19 protein-coding genes and 1 pseudogene are annotated in these 25324 nt (G+C 65.8%); 8 read left to right on the forward strand and 12 right to left on the reverse strand.

Annotated features, from left to right (window positions below):
- Nucleotides 1-2: 2 nt before the first annotated feature.
- The 5 genes from ACVIJ6_RS09500 to ACVIJ6_RS09520 all read left to right on the forward strand — a co-directional run bounded on the left by ACVIJ6_RS09500 (nt 3) and on the right by ACVIJ6_RS09520 (nt 5391).
- Entirely contained in the window at nt 3-1409 is a 1407-nt protein-coding gene (locus ACVIJ6_RS09500) for a murein hydrolase activator EnvC family protein (protein WP_456772508.1), read from the forward strand.
- The gene (locus ACVIJ6_RS09505) at nt 1406-2764 is read left to right on the forward strand and encodes a S41 family peptidase (protein ID WP_041750264.1); all 1359 of its coding nucleotides are present in this window, start codon (nt 1406-1408) and stop codon (nt 2762-2764) included. The genes ACVIJ6_RS09500 and ACVIJ6_RS09505 overlap by 4 nt, the downstream gene beginning before the upstream one ends.
- A 175-nt stretch (nt 2765-2939) precedes the next feature.
- Entirely contained in the window at nt 2940-4154 is a 1215-nt protein-coding gene (locus tag ACVIJ6_RS09510; RefSeq protein ID WP_456772509.1) for a divergent polysaccharide deacetylase family protein, read from the forward strand.
- 77 nt (nt 4155-4231) lie between these two features.
- Nucleotides 4232-4738 (forward strand): RNA pyrophosphohydrolase, encoded by a 507-nt coding sequence (locus ACVIJ6_RS09515; RefSeq protein ID WP_012040751.1) that lies wholly within the window; start codon nt 4232-4234, stop codon nt 4736-4738.
- A gap of 146 nt (nt 4739-4884) precedes the next feature.
- Nucleotides 4885-5391 carry an RNA pyrophosphohydrolase gene (locus ACVIJ6_RS09520; protein WP_456772510.1) on the forward strand — a complete coding sequence of 169 codons (507 nt, stop codon included), beginning with the start codon at nt 4885-4887 and terminating at the stop codon, nt 5389-5391.
- A 101-nt stretch (nt 5392-5492) separates the two neighbouring features.
- On the opposite strand, the gene ACVIJ6_RS09525 is transcribed toward ACVIJ6_RS09520, so the two are convergent.
- The 6 genes from ACVIJ6_RS09525 to ACVIJ6_RS09550 form a co-directional block, all read right to left on the reverse strand.
- Nucleotides 5493-7154 carry an adenylate/guanylate cyclase domain-containing protein gene (locus ACVIJ6_RS09525; protein ID WP_456772511.1) on the reverse strand — a complete coding sequence of 554 codons (1662 nt, stop codon included), beginning with the start codon at nt 7152-7154 and terminating at the stop codon, nt 5493-5495.
- Nucleotides 7155-7319: 165 nt separating this feature from the next.
- On the reverse strand, nt 7320-7727 hold the full coding sequence (locus tag ACVIJ6_RS09530) for a F0F1 ATP synthase subunit epsilon (RefSeq protein ID WP_456772512.1): 408 nt from the start codon (nt 7725-7727) through the stop codon (nt 7320-7322).
- A 92-nt stretch (nt 7728-7819) separates the two neighbouring features.
- Entirely contained in the window at nt 7820-9262 is a 1443-nt protein-coding gene (gene atpD / locus ACVIJ6_RS09535) for a F0F1 ATP synthase subunit beta (protein WP_456772513.1), read from the reverse strand.
- 90 nt (nt 9263-9352) lie between these two features.
- Nucleotides 9353-10231 (reverse strand): F0F1 ATP synthase subunit gamma, encoded by an 879-nt coding sequence (locus ACVIJ6_RS09540; protein ID WP_456772514.1) that lies wholly within the window; start codon nt 10229-10231, stop codon nt 9353-9355.
- A gap of 153 nt (nt 10232-10384) precedes the next feature.
- Nucleotides 10385-11914 (reverse strand): F0F1 ATP synthase subunit alpha, encoded by a 1530-nt coding sequence (gene atpA / locus ACVIJ6_RS09545; RefSeq protein WP_012040745.1) that lies wholly within the window; start codon nt 11912-11914, stop codon nt 10385-10387.
- The gene (locus ACVIJ6_RS09550; RefSeq protein WP_456776944.1) at nt 11914-12474 is read right to left on the reverse strand and encodes a F0F1 ATP synthase subunit delta; all 561 of its coding nucleotides are present in this window, start codon (nt 12472-12474) and stop codon (nt 11914-11916) included. Before ACVIJ6_RS09550 ends, atpA begins: the two co-directional genes overlap by 1 nt.
- Before the next feature lie 650 nt (nt 12475-13124).
- Here ACVIJ6_RS09550 and ACVIJ6_RS09555 point away from each other — a divergent pair.
- Nucleotides 13125-13670, forward strand: coding sequence for a septal ring lytic transglycosylase RlpA family protein (locus tag ACVIJ6_RS09555; protein ID WP_456772515.1), 546 nt, complete (start codon nt 13125-13127; stop codon nt 13668-13670).
- Between the two features lie 131 nt (nt 13671-13801).
- Here the strand turns inward: ACVIJ6_RS09555 and ACVIJ6_RS09560 are convergent, their stop codons facing one another.
- On the reverse strand, nt 13802-16012 hold the full coding sequence (locus ACVIJ6_RS09560; protein WP_456776945.1) for a primosomal protein N': 2211 nt from the start codon (nt 16010-16012) through the stop codon (nt 13802-13804).
- Between the two features lie 117 nt (nt 16013-16129).
- On the opposite strand from ACVIJ6_RS09560, the gene ACVIJ6_RS09565 reads away from it, so the two are divergent.
- Together ACVIJ6_RS09565 and ACVIJ6_RS09570 are read left to right on the forward strand one after the other, a co-directional pair.
- Complete coding sequence (locus ACVIJ6_RS09565) at nt 16130-17113, forward strand: tyrosine recombinase XerC (RefSeq protein WP_456772516.1); 984 nt, start codon at nt 16130-16132, stop codon at nt 17111-17113.
- 80 nt (nt 17114-17193) lie between these two features.
- Nucleotides 17194-17784, forward strand: a complete 591-nt coding sequence (locus ACVIJ6_RS09570) for a DUF4337 domain-containing protein (RefSeq protein ID WP_456772517.1) — start codon at nt 17194-17196, stop codon at nt 17782-17784.
- A 195-nt stretch (nt 17785-17979) separates the two neighbouring features.
- Here the strand turns inward: ACVIJ6_RS09570 and ACVIJ6_RS09575 are convergent, their stop codons facing one another.
- The 5 genes and pseudogenes from ACVIJ6_RS09575 to ACVIJ6_RS09595 form a co-directional block, all read right to left on the reverse strand.
- Entirely contained in the window at nt 17980-18522 is a 543-nt protein-coding gene (locus ACVIJ6_RS09575) for a hypothetical protein (RefSeq protein WP_456772518.1), read from the reverse strand.
- 128 nt (nt 18523-18650) lie between these two features.
- Complete coding sequence (lpdA, locus tag ACVIJ6_RS09580) at nt 18651-20054, reverse strand: dihydrolipoyl dehydrogenase (RefSeq protein ID WP_456772519.1); 1404 nt, start codon at nt 20052-20054, stop codon at nt 18651-18653.
- A gap of 45 nt (nt 20055-20099) precedes the next feature.
- Nucleotides 20100-20846, reverse strand: coding sequence for an SDR family oxidoreductase (locus ACVIJ6_RS09585; protein ID WP_456772520.1), 747 nt, complete (start codon nt 20844-20846; stop codon nt 20100-20102).
- Between the two features lie 67 nt (nt 20847-20913).
- Nucleotides 20914-22150 (reverse strand): annotated as a pseudogene (gene odhB, locus ACVIJ6_RS09590) (2-oxoglutarate dehydrogenase complex dihydrolipoyllysine-residue succinyltransferase).
- A 136-nt stretch (nt 22151-22286) separates the two neighbouring features.
- Nucleotides 22287-25244 (reverse strand): 2-oxoglutarate dehydrogenase E1 component, encoded by a 2958-nt coding sequence (locus ACVIJ6_RS09595; RefSeq protein ID WP_456772521.1) that lies wholly within the window; start codon nt 25242-25244, stop codon nt 22287-22289.
- Nucleotides 25245-25324: the final 80 nt, after the last annotated feature.

Genomic DNA, 25324 nt, shown 5'->3' on the forward strand with positions numbered 1-25324 from the left:
CGATGTTCGCTGCGCGGCCCCCCACTCGCTCACCTGCCACCGTCCGCAGCGGCCGGACGTGCAGCGCGTGGATGACCGCCGCGGTGAGCCTCGCAGCCTTGAGCCTCACTCCGCTGGGCCTCACTCCGCTGACCAGCACGCCGGCGGCAGCCCAGACCGGCCTCCGCCCGTCCATCGCCGGTACACCCTCACCGACACCGCCGACCCCGGAGCAGCTGAAGCAGCGCGCGCAGGAGCTCGAGGCCGCGCGTGCCGCGCAAAAGGCGGCTGCCGAGGCGCAGGAGCGGTTGAAGGCGGAGATCGCGACGCTCGGGGAGGACCGCGGCAAGCTCAACCAGCAGCTGATCGACGTCGCCTCGCAGGTGCGGAGCGTCGAGGTCAGAGTCGGCGAAGCCGAGACCCGCCTGCGCGGCCTCGATGGTCGCGAGCAGGATCTTCGCACCTCTTTGGAAGCGCGGCGCACCGAGATCATCGAAGTATTGGCCGCCTTGCAGCGCGCTGGCCGCCGCACGCCGCCGGCGCTGCTCGTCCGGCCCGAGGACGCGCTGCAATCGCTGCGCACCGCCATGCTGCTCGGCTCGGTGGTTCCTGAGATGCGCGGCCGGGCCGAAAAGCTCTCGACCGATCTCGGCGAACTCGTCGCCCTGCGCAAGACCATCGCCACTGAGCGCGACAAGCTGGCCGCCGATCGCGACAAGCTCCGCACCGATCAAACCCGGCTCGCCGCGCTGGTCGAGGAGCGGCAGCGCAAGCAGGCGACGGCCGAGAAGGACATGGAGGCCGAGAGCCTCCGCGCTGTGGCGCTCGCCCAGCAGATCGACACGCTGCAGGGGCTGATCTCGACCATGGAGCTCGACATCAAGAGCGCCGCCAAGGCGGCCTCGACCGCGAGCCTGCAGGGCGTTCCGGTCAACGGCAAGCCCGATGCGAACGCCTTGCGCAATCCGGGCCGCAAGACGCCGGCGATCGCCTTCGCGTCGACCAAGGGCATGCTGACCTACCCCGTCAACGGCACCAAGCTTCGGGAATTCGGTGCATCCGACGGCGCGGGCGGCGTCGATAAAGGCATTTCCTTGGCGGCCCGTCCGGGGGCTCAGGTCACAACCCCGTGTGATGGCTGGGTTGTGTATGCCGGCCCCTTCCGCAGCTACGGACAACTCTTGATCCTTAACGCCGGTGGCGGGTATCATGTCTTGATCGCCGGGATGGAGCGCATTTCCGTCAACATCGGGCAGTTTGTTCAGACGGGAGAGCCGGTCGCGACCATGGGTACGACGTCCCAGGTCGCCTCCATTCTCGCTACCAATGCGAGTCAACCAGTGCTCTATGTCGAGTTCCGTAAGGACGGCACTCCAATCGATCCAGGCCCATGGTGGGCCGCAAATGAAGGCGAAAAGGTACGCGGATGATGCGTAAGACTTCGGTAATTCTCCTGAGCGCGGCCACCGGTGCGGCATTGACCTTGTTCGTGACTCAACCACGCGCGGTGTTGATGGGATCGACCGCGCGCGCCGCAACTGCCGACACCTATCGCCAGCTCAACCTGTTCGGCGACGTGTTCGAACGGGTGCGCAGCGACTATGTCGAGAAGCCGGACGACTCGAAACTGGTCGAATCCGCCATCAGCGGCATGCTGTCCGGCCTCGATCCGCATTCGAGCTACATGGATGCAAAGAGCTTCCGCGACATGCAGGTGCAGACCCGCGGCGAGTTCGGCGGCCTCGGTATCGAAGTCACGATGGAAGATGGCCTGATCAAGGTGGTGTCGCCGATCGACGACACCCCGGCCTCGAAGGCCGGCATCCAGGCCAACGACATCATCACCAATCTCGACGAAGAAGCGGTGCAGGGCCTCACCCTCAACCAGGCGGTCGAGAAGATGCGCGGCCCGGTCGGCACCAAGATCAAGCTGAAGGTGGTGCGCAAGGGCGCCGACAATCCGCTCGATATTACGCTGACCCGCGACAATATCCGCGTCCGCTCGGTGCGCTCGCGCATCGAATCCGACGATATCGCTTATATCCGCATCACCACCTTCAACGAGCAGACCACCGAAGGCCTCAAGAAGAGCATCGCCGATCTGCAGACCCAGATCGGAGACAAGCTGAAGGGATACGTCATCGATCTGCGCAACAATCCGGGCGGCCTGCTCGAAGAGGCCGTCACGGTGTCCGACGCGTTCCTGGAGCGCGGTGAGATCGTCTCCACCCGCGGCCGCAACGCCGAGGAGACGCAGCGCCGCTCCGCGCATGCCGGCGACCTCACCAAGGGCAAGCCGGTCATCGTGCTGATCAATGGCGGCTCGGCCTCGGCCTCCGAGATCGTGGCCGGCGCGCTGCAGGACCACAAGCGTGCGACGCTGGTTGGCACGCGCTCGTTCGGCAAGGGCTCGGTGCAGACGATCATCCCGCTCGGCGCCGGCAACGGCGCGCTGCGTCTGACGACTGCGCGCTACTACACGCCGTCGGGCAAGTCGATCCAGGCCAAGGGCATCGTGCCAGACATCGAAGTGCTGCAGGATGTGCCAGACGAGTTGAAGTCGCGCACCGACACCAAGGGCGAGGCTTCGCTGCGCGGCCATCTGAAGAACGATGGCGACGAGAAGACCGGCTCGCAGTCCTACGTGCCGCCGGATGCCAAGGACGACAAGGCGCTCAAGCTCGCCGCCGACCTGCTGCACGGCATCAAGAACAGCGCCAACACGCCGGCGCCCACCACCGACAAGGCGGCAGCCGACAAGCCGGCGACCAAGGCGGCCAACTAAGCCGATCCTGCCAGCAACGACATCGACTTCGGAAGGCGGCCGCAGGGCCGCCTTTTTCGTTGGAAGGAGCCTCTTTCCACCGTGCCCGGGTCCCGCGGATCTACGGTCCCGGACACGAAGCCTGTGCCTGAATCGTCGCCGTGGTATCGTAGGCCTGATTGATTCGGGAATTTTGATGACAGAGACGGCCGACGAGCTGAGCGCCCCGCTCGGACAGACGGAGAAGCGTCGCAGGCGCCGCATTCGGCTTCCCTTCACGCTCCTGCAGGCTCTCGCCGTGCTGCTCGGCCTGTTGCTGGTGGTGTTCGCCGGCTTCGCTCTGTTCGGCGACAATCCGCTCGGCGGCGAGCCGATTGCCCGGATCGCGATCAACGCGGGCGCCAAGCCGGACGACAAATCGGGCGCTGCAAAGCCGGACGCCAAGCATGAGGCGACGTCCGAGCACGGCGCTGCCGCGCCGGCCAAGCAGGAGGGCGGCGACCGCAAGACCGTCACCATCATCGATGGATCGAGCGGCGCGCGCCAGGAGGTGGCGATTGGCGGCGGTGGCAGCGAGACAGCCGAACCAGGCGCGGCAGCGAGCCAGATGCCGGGCGTCGATCCGCGGCTGCTGGAGAAATCGCGCTACGGCATGATCCCGGTGATGGCCGATGGCGTGAAGCCGTTCACCGCCTATGCGGCCGAGGCCGACCGGGCCAAGGCCGCCCGGATGCCGGCCGTCGCCATCGTGATCGGCGGTCTCGGCGTCGGCGCGGCCAAGACGGTCGAGGCCATCATGAAGCTGCCACCGGCCGTGACCCTGGCCTTCACCCCCTATGGCGCCGACCCGACCAAGCTGGCCGAGCGGGCGCGGGCCCAGCGCCACGAGATCCTGCTGCAGGTGCCGATGGAGCCCTACGACTATCCGGACAATGATCCGGGACCGCAGACGCTGCTCGCCACGCTTGGGCCGGACCAGAACATCGACCGCCTGTTTTGGCACATGAGCCGGCTGCAGGGCTATGTCGGTATCGGCAATTTCATGGGCGCGCGTTTCGTCGCCACGGAAGCAGCGATGCAGCCGATCGTGAACGAGGCTGCCAAGCGCGGGCTTGCGCTGTTCGATGACGGCGCCGCGCCACGCAGCGTGGCCGCTTCGCTGGCCGCCGGGCGGGCCATGCCGTTCGCCAAGGGCGATGTGGCCATCGACGCGGTGCCGACGCCGGTCGAAATCGACAATGCGCTCGCCAAGCTGGAAAGCCTCGCCAAGGAGCGCGGCATCGCGATCGGCACCGCCTCCGCCCTGCCGGTCTCGATCGACCGCATCGGGGCCTGGATCAAGGGGCTCGATCGCAAGGGCATTCTGCTGGTGCCATTGACAACTGCGATGCTGAAATCAAAATCGAACTGAACGGACGTACGCCGCGGCGACGTCGGAGCGGAGCCTGAGCGACGACGCCCGGAGCAACGCAGGAAGGCCGAGACGGAATGACGCGCTACGAGGACCTGCCCTACCGCACCTGCGTCGGCATCGCGCTGATCAACTCGGAAGGGCTGGTGTTCATCGGTCGCCGCGCTGGCGGCATCGAGCATGTCGACGACGCCCATGTCTGGCAGATGCCGCAAGGCGGCGTCGACCCCGGTGAAGACGCCTGGGAGGCGGCCAAGCGCGAGCTTTATGAGGAGACCAGCGTCCGTTCCGTCGAGAAGCTGGCCGAGATCGACGACTGGCTGACCTACGACATTCCCCGCACCGTGGCCGGCCGGGCCTGGAAAGGACGCTATCGCGGCCAGCGGCAGAAATGGTTTGCCCTGCGCTTCACGGGAACGGATACCGAGATCGACGTCGAGCGTCCGGGCGGCGGCGTCCACAAGGCCGAATTCATCAGCTGGCGCTGGGAGCCGATGCAGAACCTGCCGACGCTGATCGTGCCGTTCAAGCGGCCGGTCTATGAGCGCGTGGTCAAGGAATTCGCCGCCCTCGCCGGCAAGTGACCTCTTCGGCCACGCCTTGACGCTTCGCGCGGTCTCGCTTTGAGGCGGTGGCGTCGCGCTGCACATGCAAACAATCTCTGCAGCTCGGCCGCGACAACGCCGTCACGATGCGTTGCTATCCGGCGCAAAATCCCATGGATGAGAGCATGACCGAAACCAGACCCTACCGGCCGAATGTCGGCATCGCGCTGTTCAATGCTGACGGCCTCGTCTTTCTCGGACGCCGCTTTCGCGACGATGGGCCGGAGATCATCCTGCCTGGCCTCGAATGGCAGATGCCGCAAGGCGGGGTCGATCCCGGCGAGGACCTGCAGGCGGCGGCCCGGCGCGAGTTGTGGGAGGAGACCGGCATTCGCGACGCCGAGATTCTCGGCGAATCCGACTGGCTGACCTACGAGTTTCCGCCGTTCAAGGATCCCAACCACCGCCTCGCCGGCTTTCGCGGCCAGCGCCAGAAATGGTTTGCCATGCGCTTCACGGGACGCGAGGCGGACATCGACCCGGTGACGCCGCGCAATGGCCAGCCGGCAGAGTTCGACGCCTGGCGCTGGGAGCACCTGGCGCGCGTGCCCGATCTGGTGGTGCCGTTCCGCCGCGAGGTCTACCGCGCCGTGGCGCAGGCATTTTTGGGAATCGCAAGGAGCGGCGGCTAGATCATGATGCGTTTTCACGGAAACGCATCATGATCTTTCCTCCTTGTTTGAGCATGACCTTGTCGGAACACCGGTTTCCACTTTCCCGGATCATGCTCTCGCTAATTCGGCTCGACCGTGAACGGGCCGATCGCAATGACACGACAGTCGCTGTCCTGCGTGGAGCAATCCGCCAGCGCGCCGCCGATCGCGGTCTCCTCGCGGTCGCCGTTGAGGCCGAAGCCGGGATGACCCGCGGTGCCCACCGCCACCGCATTCCAGCCGGACGGCGAGGCCGCGAGGCGACGCACCACCTCGTCGCGGGAATCGGCCGCGATCGCGGGGTCGCTCGTCGCATGGAAGAAGCCGGTGGCTTTCAGCACGGTCGGCACCGGCACGACGAAGGCGTCATCGAGCGCCACGATCATGCAGGGGGTGCCGGCCTGCGCGCCGCAGGATTCGAGATTGCGCCTGACTGCGTCTTCGACCAGGTCGGCGCCGACGCTGAAGACGAAATGTCCCTTGGGTCCAAGCGCGATCGCCTTGGAGCGGCGCCCGGGACCGTAATTCACCTCAAGCCTGGCGCGTCCGTTGGCGCTCACCAGGGGCACCTCGGCGGCGCTGAAAGCGCGCTCCGTCGTGGGATCGTGCCGAACCCATGGCAGCGGCGGCAGCGGCGGCTTGCTGTGCGGAAAGACCACGCTGTCGCCGACCGCATAGAGCTCGCATTTGCGCGATCCGTTGGAAGTCTCGGCGCGCTGGCGACATTGTTCGAGCGCGGCCGCCTTGGCGGCCTCTTCGCTTGACTGTCCCGTGACGTAGGCGCTGACGCCATTGATGGTCGTCGCGAACGCCTTGTGAGCTGGAGCGGGGCCGTAGTCGCGGGCCAGTGCGATGCGGGTACGTTCGCTGACGAAGGGCACCGCATCGGCGGCGAACCTCTCGGCGGCGATGACGGGCGAGGCTTGCGGCGACGATTGCGGCTCGGGGGTGGACGCCGGCTGCGCGGCGGGTGACGCCGTCGGCTTGGACGATGACGAAACGGGCGGCGCTGGAGTCGCCGAGAGCCGCGCCAGCGCCTCGGCCGCGGCCTTGGCGGCATCGCGTTGCGCAGGAGGCGGATCGCGATAATCCAGATAGAGAGCCGTCCCGACGCCGATCGCCGCAAGTGAGACCGCAGCGAGCGCAAGCCATCCCAAAAGGCGCAGCGCGCGAGCCTTCTTGGTGACCGCTACGGCGTAGGTGCCGTCCTCGCGGCGCATCGCCACCCGATAGGCATGCACCGGGGTCGGGATGTTCTTCACCTCCCGCGCGCCCATGTCGGCGAACTGAACCGCCAGCTTGTTGGCGACCTGCTCATGCACCGCGCGCGAGATGCAGATGCCGCCGACGTCGGCGAGGCCCTCCAGCCTAGCCGCGATATTGACGCCATCACCGAGCAGATCGCCGTCGCGCTCGACGACATCGCCGATGGTGATGCCGATGCGGTAGCTCATCTGCCGGTTCGGCGGAAAATCCCTGTTCCGGGTTCGCAGGCTCTCCTGAATGTCGATCGCGCAACGCACGGCCTCGACGGCGCTCGGAAACTCCGCGAGCACCGCATCGCCAGCGGTGTTGAAGATGCGGCCGCCGGCGCGGGCGATGAAGTCGTCCACGACCTCACGATAGGCAGCCAGACGCCGCAGCGTCTCTTCTTCATCCTCGGCGACCAGACGTGAATAGCCGGCAATGTCAGCGGCAAGAATCGCCGCGATCTTGCGCTTCAAGACGATCTGGCCTGCCATCTCACCACGCCTGTTCGACCGGGCCGGGAGCATTCCGCCGGATCGGCAACCGCGCAACCAGCTTCCCTGAAGTCGTCGCCCGGCCGCGCCGCGCGTTCAAGCCGGAATGAAAAATGGCCGGGCGGAGCCCGGCCACGATCGCTTGTCAGCCTGCGGCACCGAGACTCAGTGCAGCGCCGTCGTGCTGAGCTGCTGCTGAATCGTCTTGAAGTGGTCGAGCCGCTCGAACGCACGATCGAGCTCGTTGCCCTGCTTCTCGTTCAGCTTGGCTTCCATGCTCGAAATCTCGGCCGCGAAGGCGGTCTGGTCCAGCTCCTTCAGCGACGTCGCGACGTCGGCGAGGATGGTCAGCCCCTTCTCCGAGATCTCGGCGAGGCCGCCGAGCACGATGATCTTCTGCTGCGTTCCGCCGGCCGTGACGGTCAGGATGCCGGGCCGCAAAGTCGCGACGAACGGCGCATGACCGGCGAGCACGCCGAAATCACCCTCCTGGCCGGGAACGTCGACCTGATCGACCTCGCCCGAGAAGGCGATCTTTTCCGGCGAGACGAGATCGAAGTGGAAAGTTGCCATGAGAAAACCTGCGAATAGCGAGTAGCGAATAGCGAGTGGGGGAAGGAAGCAGCGGATAAACCCTATTCGCTACTCCCTATTCGCCATTCGCCCTAGGCGGCTTCCGCCGCCAGCTTCTTGCCCTTCTCGACCGCCTCTTCGATGGTGCCGACCATGTAGAAGGCAGCCTCCGGCAGGTGGTCGTACTTGCCTTCCACCAGGCCCTTGAAGCCCTTGATGGTGTCGGCGAGCTCGACGAACTTGCCCGGCGAGCCGGTGAAGATTTCGGCGACATGGAACGGCTGCGACATGAAGCGCTCGACCTTGCGGGCGCGCGCCACGGTCAGCTTGTCCTCTTCCGACAGTTCGTCCATGCCCAGGATGGCGATGATGTCCTGCAGCGCCTTGTAGCGCTGCAGCACCTGCTGCACCTGACGGGCGACCGCATAGTGCTCCTCGCCGACGACCAGCGGGGACAGCATGCGCGAGGTCGAGTCGAGCGGGTCGACCGCCGGATAGATGCCCTTTTCAGCGATCGAGCGCGACAGCGTCGTGGTCGCGTCCAAGTGGGCGAACGAGGTGGCCGGCGCCGGGTCAGTCAAGTCGTCGGCCGGCACGTAGATTGCCTGCACCGAGGTGATCGAACCCTTGGTGGTGGTGGTGATGCGCTCCTGCAGCGCGCCCATGTCGGTGGCGAGCGTCGGCTGATAGCCCACCGCCGAAGGGATGCGGCCGAGCAGCGCCGACACTTCCGAGCCCGCCTGGGTGAAGCGGAAGATGTTGTCGACGAAGAACAGCACGTCCTGGCCCTTGTCGCGGAAGTCTTCGGCGATGGTCAGACCGGTGAGCGCGACGCGGGCGCGGGCACCCGGCGGCTCGTTCATCTGGCCGAACACCAGCGCGCATTTCGACTTCACCGACGGATCCGGATTGTGCGGATCCGCGTTGACCTTGGACTCGATGAACTCGTGATAGAGGTCGTTGCCCTCGCGGGTCCGCTCGCCGACGCCGGCGAACACCGAGTAACCACCATGCGCCTTGGCGACGTTGTTGATCAGCTCCTGAATCAGCACGGTCTTGCCGACGCCGGCGCCGCCGAACAGGCCGATCTTGCCGCCCTTGGCGTAGGGCGCGAGCAGGTCGACGACCTTGATGCCGGTGACGAGGATCTCGGCCTCGGTCGACTGGTCGGTGTAGCTCGGCGCTTCCTGGTGGATGGCGCGGAGGCTGTCGGCCTTGACCGGGCCAGCTTCGTCGATCGGCTCGCCGATCACGTTGATGATGCGGCCGAGCGTGCCTTCGCCGACGGGAACGCGGATCGGAGCGCCGGTGTCGGTCACTTCCTGACCGCGCACGAGACCTTCCGTGGTGTCCATCGCGATCGCGCGCACGGTGGATTCACCGAGATGCTGTGCGACCTCGAGCACGAGGCGGTTGCCGGCGTTCTTCGTTTCCAGCGAGTTGAGAATTGCGGGCAGGTGACCTTCGAACTGAACGTCGACGACAGCGCCGATCACCTGGGTGATGCGACCGATCTGGTTGGCTGCGGTAGCCATCTCATCTCTCTCCTTACGATCCGAATTTCAGGCCGCGGTCGGTTCGACCGCGAGAATTGAACGTGATTGCTTCCAATGGGCGCGGCGCGGCTAGACCGCCTCGGCACCCGAAATGATTTCGATCAGCTCCTTGGTGATCATCGCCTGACGCGTGCGGTTGTAGACCAGCGTCTGCTTGCGGATCATCTCACCGGCGTTGCGCGTGGCGTTGTCCATCGCCGACATCTGCGCGCCGTAGAACGAGGCGTTGTTCTCGAGCAGAGCGCGGAAGATCTGGACGCCGACATTGCGCGGCAGCAGCGAGGACAGGATCTCGTCCTCCTCCGGCTCGTACTCGTACAGCGCCACCGGCGCCGCGTTCGCGGCGGGCGCCTCGACGACCAGCGGAATGATCTGCTGAGCGGTCGGGACCTGGGCGATAACCGACTTGAAGCGCGAATAGAACAGCGTGCAGACGTCGAATTCGCCGGCATCGAACCGGGCGATCACCTTCTTGGCGATGTCCTCGGCGTGCACGAAGCCGATCTGCCGCACCGAGCGCAGGTCGACATGTTCGATGATCTGCTTCTCGAACTGGCGGCGCAGCTGCTCATAGCCCTTGCGGCCGACACAGAAGAACTTCACGTCCTTGCCCTGGTTCATCAGGGCCAGGGCACGCTCGCGTGCCAGGCGCACGATCGACGAGTTGAACGCACCGGACAGGCCGCGCTCGCCGGTGCAGACCAGCAGCAGATGGACCTGGTCGCGCCCGGTGCCGGCCAGCAGCTTCGAGCTCGCCGGCGAGCCGGCGGAGGCCGCCGCGATGTTCGAGATCACCGCATCCATCTTTTCGGCATAGGGACGAGCCGCCTCGGCGGCAAGCTGCGCGCGGCGCAGCTTGGAGGCCGCCACCATCTGCATCGCCTTGGTGATCTTCTGCGTCGCCTTGGTCGAGGCGATGCGCACCCGCATATCTTTCAGTGACGCCATGGTTCGTTAGCTCACCCCGGCGGCCGATCCGTCAGGACCCGGCCGCTCAACCCATAAAGATCATTTGGCGCCAGGCCGTGTGCCTGGCGTGACATCTTGGTCCACGTCGTCGACGTGGGGTGGCCGGTCAAGCCGGCCACGCCTCCCGAACGATCAGGAGAAGGTCTTGGCGAAGCCCTCGACCGCAGCCTTCAGCTTGGCAGCGCTGTCGTCCGACAGATCGCGGGTGTCGCGGATCGTGTTCAGCAGATCGGCATGCTTGCCGCGCAGCAGCGACAGCAGGCCGTCCTCGAACGCACGGACCTTGCCCAGCGGAAGTGCGTCGAGATAGCCGTTGGTACCGGCCCAGATCACGCAGACCTGCTCTTCCATCTTCAGCGGCGAGAATTGCGGCTGCTTCAGGAGCTCGGTCAGGCGCGAACCGCGGTTCAGCAGGCGCTGCGTTGCGGCGTCGAGGTCGGAGCCGAACTGGGCGAACGCCGCCATTTCGCGGTACTGCGCCAGCTCACCCTTGATCTTGCCAGCGACCTTCTTCATCGCCTTGGTCTGCGCCGAGGAGCCGACGCGCGACACCGACAGACCGACGTTCACCGCGGGGCGGATGCCCTGGAAGAACAGGTCGGTCTCCAGGAAGATCTGGCCGTCGGTGATCGAGATGACGTTGGTCGGGATGTAGGCCGACACGTCGTTGGCCTGGGTCTCGATGACCGGCAGGGCGGTCAGCGAACCCGCACCCTGGGTCTCGTTCAGCTTGGCGGCGCGCTCGAGCAGGCGGGAGTGCAGGTAGAACACGTCGCCCGGATAGGCTTCGCGGCCCGGCGGACGGCGCAGCAGCAGCGACATCTGGCGGTAGGCGACAGCCTGCTTGGAGAGGTCGTCATAGATGATGACAGCGTGCATGCCGTTGTCGCGGAAGTACTCGCCCATAGTGCATCCGGTGAACGGCGCCAGATACTGCATCGGGGCCGGATCGGACGCGGTCGCAGCGACCACGATCGAATATTCCAGCGCGCCCTGCTCCTCGAGCACCTTCACGAACTGGGCGACGGTCGAACGCTTCTGACCGACAGCCACATAGACGCAGTACAGCTTGATCTTCTCGTCCGGCTGCGCGTTGAGCGGCTTCTGGTTCAGGATGGTGTCGAGCGCGATCGCGGTCTTGCCGGTCTGGCGGTCGCCGATGATCAGCTCGCGCTGGCCGCGGCCGATCGGGATCAGCGCGTCGATCGCCTTCAGGCCGGTGGCCATCGGCTCGTTGACCGACTTGCGCGGAATGATGCCCGGCGCCTTGACGTCCACCCGCTTGCGCTCGGTGAACTGGATCGGGCCCTTGCCGTCGATCGGGTTGCCGAGCGCGTCGACGACGCGACCGAGCAGGCCCTTGCCGACGGGGGCGTCGACGATGGCGCGGGTGCGCTTGACGGTCTGGCCTTCCTTGATCTCGCGGTCGGCACCGAAGATGACGACGCCGACATTGTCGGTCTCGAGGTTCAGCGCCATGCCGCGGGTGCCGTTCTCGAACTCGACCATCTCACCGGCCTGGACGTTGTCGAGACCGTAGACGCGGGCGATACCGTCACCGACGGACAGCACCTGCCCGACTTCGGTGACTTCGGCTTCCTGCCCGAAATTCTTGATCTGGTCCTTGAGGATCGCGGAAATTTCCGCGGCGCGGATGTCCATCAGCCTGCCTCTTTCATCGCGTGCTTGATCGAGTTGAGTTTGGTGCGAAGCGAACTATCGATCATGCGGCTGCCGAGCTTGACGACGAGCCCGCCGATAATCGCTGGATCGACTTTCACGTTGAGCGCGACGTCCTTGCCGGTCACCGTCTTCAGTGAGGCCTTCAGGGCGTCGAGATTCTTGTCGGAGAGCGGCTCGGCGACGGTGACGTCGGCCGTGGCTTCACCCTTATACTTTGCGACCAGCGCATTGAAGGCTCGGATCACGTCGACCACCGCGAACAGACGGCGGTTGGCGGTCAGCACGCGCAGCACATTGGCTGCAACTCCGGCGATGCCGGCTTTGTCGAGCACGGCGTTCAGCGCCTTCAGCTGCACGTCCGCGCCGAACACCGGACTGCGAACGAGGCGCTTGAGGTCGGCGCTTTCATCGAGAAGAGCATTGAATTTGTCGAGATCGGCCTTGACCGTATCGACGGACTTTTCGTCACGGGCCAGTTCGAACAGGGCCGTCGCGTAACGACCGGACACACCGGACACGGAGGGATCTTCAGCAGCCACAGGCGCGCTCTTTTTATATGTGCCCAACCCACAAGAGGGAAACCGGCGCGCCGCCGCAGCGGCAGTCCAGTTAAGCCCTTGGAATTCAAGCAGGACTTTGATTTTCGATCGCCGCGAGAGCAGCTTGATCACGAAAAGCGGCGCTTTGCTAACATAGCGTAAGCGCAGCCGCAACAAGCGGCGGCCCGCTATTCGGCACGTTGTTGCCGCGCTGCATTGGGAACCGCGGCACCCACGCCGACCACGCCAAATGGGCCAACCGCAGACCGGACAGAAATACCTCCGTAGAGTCCAAGTGTTCCAGCTGTTGCTGCATGGCCGCCATGTCCCATTCCCCTTGACTCTTGTTTGGCCGACTTCGCCGCGCCTCCCGCGCTGGGAACGCATTACTTGGCGTCATCTTGGTATGCCCAACGAGAACTTAACTCGAAAGTAGTACGAAGTATTCATTACTTAACGAAGTGTTAAAGGGCCGGATTACGGAATTTTCCGAGCGTGACGGAACAAGTCCGAAGATAATTGAACTGGATCGGAACAATTTCTACTGCCCCATTCGTGCCTCATTGCCCCACCAAACGGCGCCCGCCTCAACACCTGACGGGGGTCCACTGGCCGCAGAAGGCGGCAATACTGTTTCGAGGGACAGATAGATGATCAAACTGAAGAACCTCTCGGCTGGCAAAATCGCCGGCTCGCGCACCGCACTCGCTGTAGCCGTGACGTTGATCGTCGGTGGCAGTGCCACCGAAGCCTCGGCCCGCTCCAGGCATCACCATCATCACGCTCGCCACCATCACCACATGGCGCGCCAAGCCGCTCAGCCCGCGGCAGACTCCTTTTCGAACGGCTGGTCGTCCAACGGCTCGTCCTGGATGAACGCCAATGCGTCGGTCACCCCAACCTCCGGCACCGGCCGCACCTTCTCCGGCATGGCCTCGTATTACGGCAATGAGTCCGGCAGCCGCACCGCATCCGGTCAGCGCATGAACGCCAACGCCATGACCTGCGCCCACCGCTCGCTGCCGTTCGGCACCAAGCTGCGCGTCACCCATGGCGGCAACAGCGTCATCGTCACCGTCAATGACCGTGGCCCGTTCATCCGCGGCCGCGTGCTCGACCTCTCGACCGGCGCCGCCCGCGCCATCGGCCTGACCCGCGCCGGCGTCGGCCGCGTCACCGCCGAGGTCGTGTCGTAAGGCACCTGCATCTATCCACTATCCACGCGTCATTGCGAGGAGCGAAGCGACGAAGCGATCCAGAGTCCCGACCAGGCCCCTGGATTGCTTCGCCGCGCTCGCAATGACGGTGGAGAGAGCGATCCCGGACGTTACAGGAAGCTCTGCGGGTCGACGTCGACCTCGAGCTTGAGATTGCCCTTGGGCTTCTCGGCATGCGCCAGCCAGTGGCGCAGATAATCCGACAGATCGAAATTGCGGGCCGATTTGAGCAGCAGCCGGAAGCGGTAGCGGCCCTTGATGACGGCGAGCGGGGCTTCGGCCGGACCGAGCAGCAGCACGCCCTCCTCTCGCGGCGCTGACGCCACCAGCCGGCGCGCGAAGCCCTCCGCGGTCGGCCGGTCGCCGGCCGAGATGATCAGGCTGGCCAGCCGGCCGAACGGCGGATAGCCGGTGCGCTCGCGGGCGTCGATCTCGCTGGTGTAGAAGGCCTCGCGGTCGCAGGCGACCAGCGCCTTCATGACGGGATGCTCGGGCTGGTGGGTCTGCAGATAGCCGCGGCCCCGGCCCTGCTCGCGGCCGGCGCGGCCGATCACCTGGTTGAGGAGCTGCCAGGTGCGCTCGGCGGCGCGCGGATCGCCATTGCCGAGGCCGAGATCGGCATCGACCACCCCGACCAGATTCAGCCGCGGAAAATTATGGCCCTTGGCCACAAGCTGGGTGCCGATGATCAGATCGACTCGGCCTTCCGCGATCTCGGTCAGCTCGGCACGCATGGTCTCGATCGAGGTGATCAGGTCGCTCGACAGCACCATGCTGCGCGCGTCCGGAAACAGCGCCGCCGCCTCCTCCTGCAGCCGCTCGACGCCGGGGCCGACGGCGACCAGGGATTCCTCGGCCGCGCAATGCGGGCAGGTCGGCGGCCGGGCCATCGAGAACCCGCAATGGTGGCAGACCAGCCGCTGGCGAAAACGATGATCGACCAGCCAGGCGTCGCAGATGGTGCAGGCGAAGCGGTGGCCGCAGGCGCGGCACAGGGTCAGCGGCGCATAGCCGCGGCGGTTTAGGAACAAGAGCGCCTGCTCGTCGCGCTCGATCGCGGTGCGGATCTCGCCCGCCAGCCGCGGCGAGATGTAGCGGCCGCGCGGCGGCGGCTCTCGCCGGAGGTCGATGGCCTCGATATGCGGCATGTGCTGGCCGCCGAACCGCGACGGCAGCGCCACGCGCTGGTAGCGGCCCTTGCGCGCATTGACCTCGGTCTCGACCGACGGCGTCGCCGACGCCAGCACCACCGGAAATTTGGCGATGTGGCCGCGCACCACCGCCATGTCGCGGGCATGGTAATGCGCGCCCTCGTCCTGCTTGTAGGCCTGGTCGTGCTCCTCATCGACGACGATCAGGCCAAGATCCGCATAGGGCAGGAACAGCGCCGAGCGCGCGCCGACCACGACCGGCGCCTCGCCGGCGGCGATCGACGCCCAGTTGCGCTGGCGCGTGCGCGGGGTCAGCTCGGAATGCCATTCCAGCGGGCGGACGCCGAAGCGGCGCGAGAAGCGCTCGAGAAACTGGCCGGTCAGGGCGATCTCCGGCATCAGGATCAGCGACTGGCGGCCGCGGCGGATCGTTTCGGCCACCGCCTCGAAATACACTTCGGTTTTGCCGGAGCCGGTGACGCCGTCGAGCAGTGCCACAGCGAAGGTGCCGTTGGCGGCCAGCGTCCGCATCGCCGCGACGCCGGCCAGCTGCGCGTCGAAGAACTCCGGCCGGGCGAAGTCGGGATCGGGCGCAGGCGGCGCCAGCGTCCACGGCATCGCTTCGACCGTCAGGGTGCCCTCGTCGACGAGGCCGTCGATGACACTGCCGGACACGCCGATCTCGCGGACGAGATCGGACTTGCCATGCAGCAGGCCGTCCGACACAGCCTCGATGACCCGCCTCCGCGCCGGCGTCAGCCGTTTCGGCGGGTTCCCGACCAGGCGGACGCCGAGCCGCACACGCTCCGGTCCGAGATGCTCGCCCATGCGCAGCGCCATCCGCAGCACCATGCCGCGCGGCGACAGCGTGTAATTGGCGACCCAGTCGACCAGCGACCGCAGCTCCGGCTTGAGCGGCGGCACGTCGAGCTTCTCGCTGACATCCTTCAACCGGTTGTGCAGCCGTGGATCGGGATTGGCATTCTCCGCCCACACCACCGCCAGCACTTCGCGCGCGCCGAGCGGCACGCCGACGACGTCGCCCGGCTTTAGGTCCATCCCGCGCGGCACGCGGTAGGAATAAGTGTGGTCGAGCGCGACCGGAACCAGCACGTCGACCACGCCGGCCGTGCTAGGGGCACCTGGAAAGAGATCGGTCGCGCGGTCCATAGGGGCGGAGATAGCCTTGCTCTGGCTGAAGCGAAAGCCGCCCGGCAAAGTTAGCGAACGGTAAAGGACGACGGTGCGATATAAACGAATCGACACGATAAGATCGAGCTGTTCGCGATGGCCGCAACCACGACATCAGCGGCGGAGACGCCCGACCTCATGGACCTCCTCGGCGCCGACGAGGGCGTGATCCGCGCCATGATGCAGTGGCTGGCGCATCTGCGCAGCGAGCGGCGGCTGTCGCCGAAGACGGTCGAGGCCTATGCCCGCGACCTCAGGCAGTGTCTGCAATTTCTCTGCACGCATTGGGGTGAGCCGGTGACCTTGGCGCGCTTCGCCGCGCTGGAGGCCGCCGACATCCGCGCCTTCATGGCGATGCGCCGCGCCGACGACATTGCCGGGCGCTCGCTGATGCGGACCTTGGCGGGCTTGCGCTCGTTCGGACGCTTCCTGGAGCGCGAGGGCCAAGGCAAGGTCGGCGCGCTCGCCGGGATTCGCGCGCCGAAAATCGCCAAGAGCCTGCCGAAACCGCTGCCGATGGATGCCGCCAAGCGGCTCGCCGATGCCGATGAGCGCGCCGGCGAGACGCGCGAGACCTGGGTGCTGGCGCGCGATGCCGCCGTGATGGCCCTGCTCTACGGCTCGGGCCTGCGCATCTCCGAGGCGCTCGGCCTGAAGCGGCGCGAGGTGCCGCGGCCGGGCGAAGGCGACGTGCTGGTGGTCACCGGCAAGGGCAACAAGACCCGCATGGTGCCGGTGCTGCAGAACGTGCTGCAGCTGATCGACGACTACGCCCGGCTCTGTCCCTATCCGCTTCCCGCGGAGGGGCCGATGTTTCTCGGCGCCAAGGGCGGCCCGTTGAGCCCGCGCATCATCCAGCTCGTGATGGAGCGGCTGCGCGGCGCGCTCGGCCTGCCCGACAGCGCCACACCGCACGCGCTGCGGCATTCCTTCGCGACGCATCTGTTGTCGCGCGGTGGCGACCTGCGCGCGATCCAGGAGCTGCTCGGCCACGCCTCGCTGTCGACCACGCAGGTCTATACCGGCATCGATTCGGAGCGGCTGCTGCAGGTCTACGCGTCAGCGCACCCGCGGCGCTGACACCGTTCCGTCATATCGTTTCGCTTGCGCTGGCGCCCCCGTTCCGGCAATCGTCCGACGCTTGATCCGGAGGGGAACAGATGAGCGCACATGAGAGCATGGAGCATGCGGAGCACGCCGAGCACGCCTCGGGTGAGAACAAGAAGATCGCACTGCTGATCGCGGTGATCGCGCTGTTCCTGGCGTTGTCGGAGACGCTCGGCAAGGGCGCGCAGACCGAATCGATCAGCAAGAACGTCGAAGCGTCCAATCTGTGGGCCTTCTTCCAGGCCAAGACGGTGCGGCGCACGGTGGTGCAGACCGCCGCCGAGCAGGCCAAGCTCAACCTGCCCGCGCTGCCCGACGAAGCGACCAAGGCGGCGCTGCAGAAGCAGATCGACGACTGGCAGAAAAACGCCGCACGCTACCGCTCCGAGCCGGAGACCGGCGAAGGCAGCGAACAGCTCGCCGCGCGCGCCAAGCATGCCGAGGAGGAGCGTGACCTCGCCACGGCGAAATACCACCACTACGAGCTGGCCTCGGCCGCCTTCCAGATCGGCATCGTGCTGGCGTCAGCGACGATCATCACCGGCATGCTGGTGCTGGCCTGGGCCTCGGGCGCGCTCGCACTGGTCGGGATCGCCATGACCGTGCTCGGACTGTTCCAGCCGCATCTCCTGCATCTGCACTGAGGTGAAGGACGGCGTGTGACTCCCTCCCCCGCTTGCGGGGGAGGGTTGGGGTGGAGGCCACCGCAGCAGCGGTGCATATGGAGACAATTCCCCCACCGGTCGCATCTGACGATGCGACGCGACCTCCCCGCAAGCGGGGGGAGTGAATAACAACTCGGCAAATCTGCCCGCTGTTAGGTTCCGGGCAAGTCCGGATCACCGCGCCTGCTGCACGCTGCGGCGAAAGCGCGTGATCTGGCGAACCACCCGGGCGGACCAGCCACGGGTGTTGCCGCCGAGCACGTCGCTGACGATCTCGCGGATGCGCTGCTTGATCGGGTCGACCAGCGCCGCTGCCTTCCGGCGCAGCGTGAGCACGGCGTCATAGAGCCAAGCGAACCACGGCATCTGCAGCAGCTTGCTGCGCGTCACGTCGAAGATGAAGGCGGTGATGCCGACGCCGACCATCTTGCCAAACACGATCGTACCCAGCGCGAGCTTCCATTGATGATGCATCAGCAGCCACATGCCGAGCAGCTTGAGCGGAAACAGCAGCACGACCGGCACGACGAAGACCACCAGCGTCAGCGCCGGCGACAGCGTCTCGATCCGGGCGGCGAGCCAATGCTTCAGGCTGCGGAGCGGGATCGCGGCGACGATGCGCGCCACGATCGGTTCGAGATGGTCCCACAGCCAAGCTTCGATCAGGAAGATGATCGCGAGCAGGACCCAGAACGGCTGAAGCAGGCGGCGCAGCATGGCACTCCATCTCGGCCCGGCCTCGGGCTGAGGCCGCCATGACGATACGACCTCGAACCTTGCCGTTTGGTTCAGCGTGGTCGACAGACCTTTTTGTCGCACCCACCGATCACGCCGCAAAGCGTCGGTCACATGTGGATGGCACGCTTGCCCACCGCAAGGGCGGCTTCCTTGACGGCCTCCGAGCGCGTCGGATGGGCGTGGCAGGTGCGCGCCAGATCCTCGGCAGAGCCACCGAACTCCATCAATACGGCGGCTTCGTGGATCAGTTCACCGGCCTCGCGGCCGATGATGTGCACGCCGAGCACGCGATCGGTCTTCGCATCTGCGAGGATCTTCACGAAACCGTCAGTGGTCTGGTTGACCTTGGAGCGGCCGTTCGCGGTAAACGGAAACTTGCCGACGGTATACGCAACGCCGGCCTGCTTGAGCTCGTCTTCCGTCTTGCCGACGGAGGCCACTTCCGGCGTGGTGTAGACGACGCCCGGAATGACGTCGTAGTTCACATGACCGGCCTGGCCGGCGAGGATCTCGGCCACCGCCACGCCCTCATCCTCGGCCTTGTGCGCGAGCATCGGGCCGGCGACGACGTCGCCAATGGCGTAGACGCCGGGCACGTTGGTCGCGAAATGGTGATCGATCTGGACGCGGCCGCGATGGTCGAGCACCACGCCCGCCTCCTGCAGGCCGAGGCCGTCGGTGTAGGGCACGCGGCCGATCGCGACGAGGACCACGTCGGCTTCGATCTTCTCAGCCGCGCCGCCGGCCGCCGGCTCGATCGTCGCGGAGAGCGTTGCCCCTGACGTGTCGACACCGGTCACTTTGGCGCCGAGCTTGAACGCAAAGCCCTGCTTCTCGAGGATGCGCTGGAACTGCTTGGCGATCTCCAGGTCCATGCCGGGCAGGATGCGGTCGAGGAATTCGACCACGGTGACCTTGGCGCCGAGGCGGCGCCACACCGAGCCGAGCTCGAGCCCGATCACGCCGGCACCGACGACGAGCAGGCTCGAAGGAATCTTGTCCAGCGACAGCGCGCCGGTCGAGGAGACGATGCGCTTCTCGTCGATCTCGATGCCCTTGAGGCGCGCGATGTCGGAGCCGGTGGCGATCACGATGTTCTTGGTCTCGACGGTCTGCGCGGTCCCGTCATTGCCGGTCACCTGCACCTTGCCGGTGCCGAGGATCTTGCCCTTGCCCTGGAGCACGTCGATCTTGTTCTTCTTCATCAGGAACTCGACGCCCTTGACGTTGCCGTCGATGCCCTGCTGCTTGAAGTTCATCATCGCCGGCAGGTCAATCTCGGGCGCCGGCACCTTGATGCCCATCTTGGCGAAGGAATGCCCGGCCTCCTCGAACAATTCAGAGGCATGCAGCAGGGCCTTCGACGGCATGCAGCCGACATTGAGACAGGTGCCGCCGAGAGTGGCGTTCTTCTCGACCACTGCCACCTTCATACCGAGCTGCGCCGCGCGGATGGCGCAGACATAACCACCGGGTCCGGTGCCGATGACGACGAGATCGTAGTTAGCCATGATCGAATGTTCCGTAAGCTTGCAAGTCAGAGATAGCGACGGTCGTCAGCGTCCGCCCGACACGTCGAGAATGGCCGAAGTGACATAGGAGGCCTCGTCCGACAGCAGCCAGACGATGGCATTGGCGATTTCCTCCGCGGTGCCGACGCGCTTCATCGGCACCATCGGCGCCAGACGATGGGCGCGATCGGGCTCACCGCCCGAGGCGTGAATGTCGGTGTCGATGAGGCCCGGGCGGATGGCGGCGACGCGAATGCCTTCGTTGGCGACCTCATGGCCGAGGCCGACGGTGAAGGAATCGATCGCGCCCTTCGAGGCGGCATAGTCGACATAGGTGTTGGGCGAGCCGAGCTTGGCGGCGACCGACGACAGATTGATGATCACGCCGCCCTGGCCGCCATGTCGCGTCGACATTCGCTTCACGGCCTCACGTGCACACAGAATGCTGCCGGTGACATTGACCGCCATGAGGCGCTCGATGCGCTCCGCGCTCATCTCGTCGACACGCGTGGTCGGGCCGACGATGCCGGCATTGTTGATCAGCGCACCAAGGGTGCCGAACTTGTCCGCCGCCTTGAACAAAGCGAGGATGTCGTGCTCGCGGCCAACGTCGCATTTCACCGCGATCGCCTTGCCGTTACTGGCCTCGATCGCGGCGACCGTGCTCTGCGCTGCGGCCTCGTTGGAGGCATAGCCGACCACGATCTTGAAGCCGCGCGATGCGGCGGCGAGCGCGGTGGCGCGGCCGATGCCGCGGCTGCCGCCGGTGATCACTGCAACCCTGTCGGTCATGATGGCCCCCGTTAGATCTGAGGCGCGCTTCTCAGCGCGCCTCTCGAGCATCAGCTAATGACGGTGATCAAAGATCCAGCACGAGCCGCGCCGGATCCTCCAGGCTTTCCTTGACGCGCACCAGGAAGGTCACCGCTTCCTTGCCGTCGATGACGCGGTGATCATAGGACAGCGCCAGATACATCATCGGACGGATTTCGATCTTGCCGCCGACCACGACCGGGCGCTCCTGGATCTTGTGCATGCCAAGGATGCCGGACTGCGGCGCGTTCAGGATCGGGGTCGACATCAGCGAGCCGTAGATGCCGCCATTGGTGATCGTGAAGGTGCCGCCCTGCATCTCGTCGATCTTGAGCTGGCCGTCACGGGCGCGGCGACCGAAATCGGCGATGCCCTTCTCGATGTCGGCGATCGACTTGTGGTCGCAGTCGCGCACCACCGGCACGACCAGGCCCTTGTCGGTGCCGACGGCGACGCCGATGTGATAGTAGTTCTTGTAGATGAGATCGCTGCCGTCGATCTCGGCGTTGACCGCCGGGATGTCCTTCAGCGCCTGCACCACGGCCTTGGTGAAGAAGCCCATGAAGCCGAGCTTGGAGCCGTGCTTCTTCTCGAACACATCCTTGTACTGGCTGCGCAGCGCCATCACGTTGGTCATGTCGACCTCGTTGAAGGTCGTCAGCATGGCCGCGGTGTTCTGCACGTCCTTGAGGCGGCGCGCGATGGTCTGGCGCAGCCGGGTCATCTTCACGCGCTCTTCGCGCGCGGCATCGTCGGCCGGCGACGGCGCACGGACCTGCACGGCGGCGGCCGGCTGATTGACCGGGGTCCGGCGCCGACGCGGCGCGCTCGATCGCGGCCAGCATGTCGCCCTTGGTGACGCGGCCGTCCTTGCCGGAGCCGGGAACGGTGGTGGCATCGACGCCGCTCTCGGCAGAGAGCTTGCGTACCGAGGGCGCCTGCGGCGTATCGGCGGGAAGCGCCTTGGCCGGGGCGGCAGCTGCAGCCGCGGGTGCTGCGGCGGGCTTCGCGGGAGCCGGGGCAGCCGCGGCGGGCTTGGCGGCCACAGCGCCATCATTGATCTGGCCGAGCAGCGCGCCGACGGCAACCGTCTCGCCGTCCTTGGCGATGATCTCGCCGAGCGTGCCGGCCGACGGAGCCGGCACCTCGATCGTCACCTTGTCGGTTTCGAGCTCGACGAGCGGCTCGTCGACCGCCACGGCGTCGCCGGCCTTCTTGAACCAGCGGCCGATGGTGGCTTCGGTGACGGATTCACCGAGCGTCGGAACGCGAATTTCAGTCATGGTCTCTATCCTCAATAACCCGTGCGGTCATAAAGCCCGTCCGTCATCGCCTTGCGGCGAGCAAGCGATGCGGCACGGACGATCAACGCGGTGTACTTGCGCCCCGCATGGCATGCGGGGCGCGTGAAAGGCAGGTTCAGTTCAGGGCTTCGTCGAGCAGCGCCTTCAGCTGGGCAAGATGCTTCGACATCAGGCCCGTGGCGGTGGCGGCCGACGCGGCACGGCCGGCATAGCGCGGACGCTTGCTCTTGCCGCCGGTCTGGTTCAGCACCCACTCGAGATAGGGCTCGATGAAGTGCCAGGCGCCCATGTTGCGCGGCTCTTCCTGGCACCATACGACTTCGGCGTTCTTGAAGCGGCCGAGCTCGGCGACCAGCGCCTTGAGCGGCACCGGATAGAGCTGCTCGATGCGCATCAGATAGATGTCGTTCAGCCCGCGCTTCTCGCGCTCGTCATAGAGGTCGTAATAGACCTTGCCCGAGCACAGCACGATGCGACGGATCTGGTCGTCCGGCACCAGCCTGGTCTTGTCGTCCGCCTGCATCTGGGCGTCATCATACAGGATGCGGTGGAAGGTGGTGCCCTTGGCCAGCTCCTCGAGCCGCGACACCGCGCGCTTGTGGCGCAGTAGCGACTTCGGCGTCATCACGATCAGCGGCTTGCGGATCTCACGATGCAGCTGGCGGCGCAACACATGGAAGTAGTTCGCCGGCGTGGTCGGATAGACCACCTGCATGTTGTCCTCGGCGCACATCTGCAGATAGCGCTCGAGGCGGGCCGACGAGTGCTCGGGACCCTGGCCTTCATAGCCGTGCGGCAGCAGGCAGACGAGGCCGGACATGCGCAGCCATTTGCGCTCGCCCGACGAGATGAACTGGTCGAACAGCACCTGCGCGCCGTTGGCGAAGTCGCCGAACTGCGCTTCCCACAAGGTCAGCGCGTTCGGCTCGGCCAGCGAATAGCCATATTCGAAGCCGAGCACCGCCTCTTCCGAAAGCAGCGAGTTGATGACCTCGAAATGTCCCTGCTCCGGCGCCAGATGGTTGAACGGCGTGTAGCGGCTCTCGTCTTCCTGGTCGATCAGCACCGAATGGCGCTGCGAGAAGGTGCCGCGTTCGCAATCCTGGCCCGACAGTCGGACCTTGTGACCTTCCAGCAGCAGCGTGCAATAGGCCAGCGCCTCGCCGGTGGCCCAGTCGAGGCCGATGCCGCTGTCGATCGCCTTGGCGCGGTTCTCGAGGAAGCGCTGGATCGTGCGGTGCAGGCGGAAGCCGTCCGGCACCTTGGTGATCTTGCGGCCGATCTCCTTGAGACGGTCGATCTCGACGCCGGTGACGCCGCGACGCGCCTCTTCTTCCTGGTCGGCGGACTTCAGACCGGCCCACTTGCCATCGAGCCAGTCGGCCTTGTTCGGGCGATAGGAGGTGCCGGCCTCAAACTCGGCGTCGAGACGGGCACGCCAGTCGGCCTTGGCCTTCTCGACCTCGCCTTCGGTCATCACGCCTTCGGCGACGAGGCGCTTGGAGTAGATCTCCAGGGTCGACGGATGACCGGCGATCTTCTTGTACATCACCGGCTGGGTGAAGGCGGGCTCGTCACCTTCATTGTGGCCATGCCTGCGATAGCAGAACATGTCGATGACAACAGGCTTGTGGAATTTCTGCCGGAACTCGGTCGCAACCTTGGCCGCGAACACCACCGCCTCCGGATCGTCGCCGTTCACGTGGAAGATCGGCGCGTCGATCATCTTGGCGACGTCGGACGGATAGGGCGACGAGCGCGAGTAGCGCGGATAGGTCGTGAAGCCGATCTGGTTGTTCACGATGAAATGAATCGAGCCACCTGTCCGGTAGCCCTTCAGGTCTGACAGCGCGAAGCACTCGGCCACGACGCCCTGGCCGGCGAACGCCGCGTCACCATGCATCAACAGCGGCAGCACCGAGATGCGCATGTCCGGCGGATCTCCGTGCTGGTCCTGCTTGGCGCGGACCTTGCCGAGCACCACGGGATCGACGATTTCGAGATGCGACGGGTTGGCGGTCAGCGACAGATGGATGCGGTTGCCGTCGAACTCGCGGTCCGAGGAGGCGCCGAGGTGATACTTGACGTCACCCGAGCCTTCGACCGCGTCCGGGTTGGCCGAGCCACCCTTGAACTCATGGAACAGCGCGCGGTGCGGCTTGCCCATCACCTGGGTCAGCACGTTGAGCCGGCCGCGGTGCGGCATGCCCAGCACGATCTCCTTCACGCCGAGATTGCCGCCGCGCTTGATGATCTGCTCCAGCGCCGGGATCAGCGACTCGCCGCCATCGAGGCCGAAGCGCTTGGTGCCGGTGAACTTGACGTCGCAGAACTTCTCGAAGCCCTCGGCCTCGATCAGCTTGGTGAGAATGGCGCGGCGTCCCTCGCGGGTGAACGAGATCTCCTTGTCCGGCCCCTCGATACGCTCCTGGATCCAGGCCTTCTGCGCGGCGTTCGAAATGTGCATGAACTCGACGCCGAGCGTCTGGCAATAGGTGCGCTCGCAGATCGCGACGATCTCGCGCAAGCTGCCATATTCAAGGCCGAGCACGTGATCGAGGAAGATCTTGCGGTCGTAATCGGCTTCGGTGAAGCCGTAGGAGCGCGGGTCGAGCTCCTCGCGGTTGCGCGGGGCCTCGATGCCGAGCGGATCGAGCTTGGCGTGAAAGTGACCACGCATGCGGTAGGCGCGGATCAGCATCAACGCACGCACAGAGTCGCGGGTGGCCTGGTTGATGTCGGCCGGCGACAATTCGACACCCTTGGTCTGCGCCTTGGCCGCGATCTTCTCGCCGACCTTCTTCTCGACCACAGCCCAGTTGCCATCCAGCGCCGAGGTCAACTCGTCGCGCGGCGAAACCGGCCAGTTGCTGCGCTCCCAGGACGGGCCCGAGGCGTTCTTCTGAACGTCGGCCGGCGCATCCTTCAGGCTCTTGAAGAATTCCTGCCAGTCGGCATCGACCGACGACGGATCCTTCTCGTAGCGCGCATAGATCTCATCGATGTAGGTGGCATTGGTGCCCTGGAGAAAAGACGACAGGGCGAAGGCGGCGTTCGCATCTTGGCGAGACATGGTAGGCGTCCTGGTAATTTCGATGCGCCCAATCAAAACGGCGCAATGCCTGACCCGCAGGAAAAAGCGGGTCAGGTTCG

The sequence above is a fragment of the Bradyrhizobium sp. USDA 4369 genome, assembly GCF_054056435.1.